This is a genomic window from Blautia faecis, from assembly GCF_027662325.1.
GTDB lineage: Bacteria > Bacillota > Clostridia > Lachnospirales > Lachnospiraceae > Blautia_A > Blautia_A faecis.
In genome coordinates, this window is record NZ_JAQDKY010000087.1 from 1 (window position 1) to 2871 (window position 2871).

Below are 2871 nucleotides of genomic sequence, written 5' to 3' on the forward strand. Positions count from 1 at the left end.
ACCACATAAGTTCCATATGGAAGGGGGATTGTGCAGGCATAGCCTTTTTCGTCCGTAAAGATCTCGGTCTTTCCATCTTCTGTCAGCACTACGGGAACGGCATTTGCAAAATCATAGGAACCATCCTCTTTTGTACTTAAGCTGCTTACGAGATAAGCGGAAAATCCGGCGCCTTTTAACAGATCGGCATCTGTTTTTCCGTTATTTGCAGCCTTAATCAGCTGGAACGGCTGTTTTTTCACATTCTCGGCAACTGTAATGGTACAATCGATTTCTTTCAACTGGTCACCTTCATAACCGCCTTCCACATCATGCTCTTCTTCATCCAGGACATAACCTGCAGGTGGAGTAATCTCTTTTACATAGTATTTTCCAGGATAGAGACCGGATACACTTGCATTTCCAGCTTTGTCGGTGGTAAGTGTAGCAACCTGGGCGTCTTTTGGATAAAGGACCCCGCTGCTGCCATCCGGGTAACCAATTGCTTCCCTTGCATATAGGCCATAAACAGCACCTTCTAAAGTTGCATCTCCCTGTGCGTTCTTTCCCGTCTCACTGTCTTCCTTTGTAAGATGGATATTCACACGGACGCGCTCATCTGTAAAAGTATGTGTAAATTCTACTTTTTTCTCTTTATCCCCTGCATAATTAAAAGCAAAGGAATAAACATCAGAAGTATTTAACACGTACATCTGGGGTGCCTGAAGTTCTTTGATATAGTAGGAATTGTTAACCGGAAGGTCTGCGGTATAACCTGCTTTTCCATCCGTACCAGTAGCTACCTTTTCAATCAGGGTGTCTTTTCTGACGATCACATTCCCGTCTGCAGATACAATATCATTCCCTGCATACATTCCAAAAACAGCACCTGTAAGCGGCTGTCTGGTTTCCCCATCCTGTTTTACCAAAGATACGGAGGCTTTTTGTCTGTCGTTGGTAAAGGTAACCGTGCTAAAAGAAACTTCTTCATTTTCACCGGCAGCTGATAAGGTTACGGTTTGGGATTCGCCTGTGCAGACCAGCTTATCCGGTGCCTGTGTCTCGGTTACCACGTAGGTTCCTATGTTTAAGTTATCAAGGGTTGCACTTCCGTCTTCACCGGTTGTCAGACCTTCTTTTACAAGGGCACCATTCTGATAAATAGTAGATCCATCTGCAGCCACAATGTCCTCTCCTGCATAGACATTATATACCGCACCTTTTTGCCTTCTTGTTTCATAACGGAAGGTTACCTTTTCATCCGTTACATCTGCCCCTGTTAATACCTCACCCTCTTTGTAAACGGTAAGGGAAGCCTTTTTCTCATCGTCAAACAGCTCCTGTGTAACTTTGCTTCCCATCACAAGTGACACGCCGTGGGCGGTAGCATCCACAAGGTAGCCAGAGGGACCTGTGATCTCTTTTAAGTAAACCACATCCTGGGTTTTGTCAATTGTCACAGAAGAAACGCCATTTGCATCCGTTGGCGGCATTTCTGTAATCAGGTTCTGGCATGCCTCGTCGCTATAGACACCATAGACCGCACCTGCTAACAGGGCATTGGAGCCCCTATCTTTTTTGATAATCTCGATAGTAGCCTGCTGAAGCCAGGTGACGGAAAAATCTATGAATTTTTCATCGTCGACGCCCTCACCAAATACCAGGGCAAGGTTCTGGGTATCGGTACCGGTCGTTACTTTATACGCCGAAAAGTCTTTCGTAATGTAACCTTTCATCGTAGACTTCCAGGCTCCCGCTACCTTTGCCGCCTGGTCAAGCGGTGCGGATAAGTAAAAAGTAGTTCCACCATATAATTTTATACTGACTCCGGCAGCACTTGCTTCTCCTGTATCCACGTTATGGAAAACCACGCCAGATGGAAGCTTCATGGTAATGTTCTGTAAGGAATCCGCTTTAAACTTGATTTCTTCGGTACGCTGCTCATTTCCATCTATATAAGCAGTTACGTTGTCATTGGAAAACTCCATGGCAACATCCGGGATATCCGGCTGTGCCATGCAGTATTCATAAAGTTCCATGGCAAGAGCCTGTCCGGTAGAGTTTGCCCCGGAAAAAGCATCGTCACCTCCGCTTGCATAAGACACGGCCAAATGAGTGATAACAAACTGTTTCCCTGCAGAAAAATCCGGATGTTCCTGTTTGAAAAAGCCATTTACACCAGAAGCTTTGGTTCCGTAGTAGCACACTTTTGCAAGCTTTTTGCCATCCCCAAGTTTGGTGATCTTATACACACCATCCCCAGGGCTGTTTTTCGAGGGCTGAATACAATAAGCGGTTGCACTGACATTGTCAAATTTGACCGTATATTTATAGGTCAGATAACTGCCAAGCCCATAATCACTGTAGTAATAGCAGGTTCCCCTTGTCACATCCACATCGGTTCTGGTGCTGGCATAGGTAGCAATAAAAGAAACCGTTTCGCCCTCTTCCAGGCTTAAAAAATCAATTTCCTGTTCCTCTGCCTGCTCCAACACTTCGCCAAGCGTCAAGCCGGTCTCCGGATCCACAGTGTTCTCTTCAAGACACATCTGCTTCTTCACCTTCTACTGGTATCTCTGCCAGATCTGCATCCTTTTTTTCCTCTTCTGCCGGAACTTCCACAGCAACTGCTGGCTGTTCCGGCAAAGGGTCAGGATCTTCGCTGTCCCCAGACTCCTCAGAACCGGAATTTCCAGCAGCCTGGGTTTCTGGTTCTTTTTCAGTTACGGTAATGGTTCTTGCAACCAGATAAGAATCACCTTCTTTGGGTGTGATCCGGTAAACACATTTATAGATCCCCGGTCTTCCAGAATCAAATGTGGTTCCGTCCTCCATGGCAGCCTTTTTCAGTTCTGCCCTGTCACCATCTTTTAAGCCTAACCCTGTAAAATC

At 45.8% G+C, this 2871-nt stretch carries 2 protein-coding genes; both read right to left on the bottom strand.

Going from position 1 to position 2871, the window contains the following annotated elements:
• The coding region (locus tag PGQ38_RS19120) for a thioester domain-containing protein (RefSeq protein WP_330674547.1) at positions 1-2528 on the bottom strand (2528 nt) is incomplete at its 3' end.
• The coding region (locus PGQ38_RS19570) for a hypothetical protein (protein WP_330674548.1) at positions 2518-2871 on the bottom strand (354 nt) is incomplete at its 5' end. The genes PGQ38_RS19120 and PGQ38_RS19570, both read right to left, overlap by 11 nt.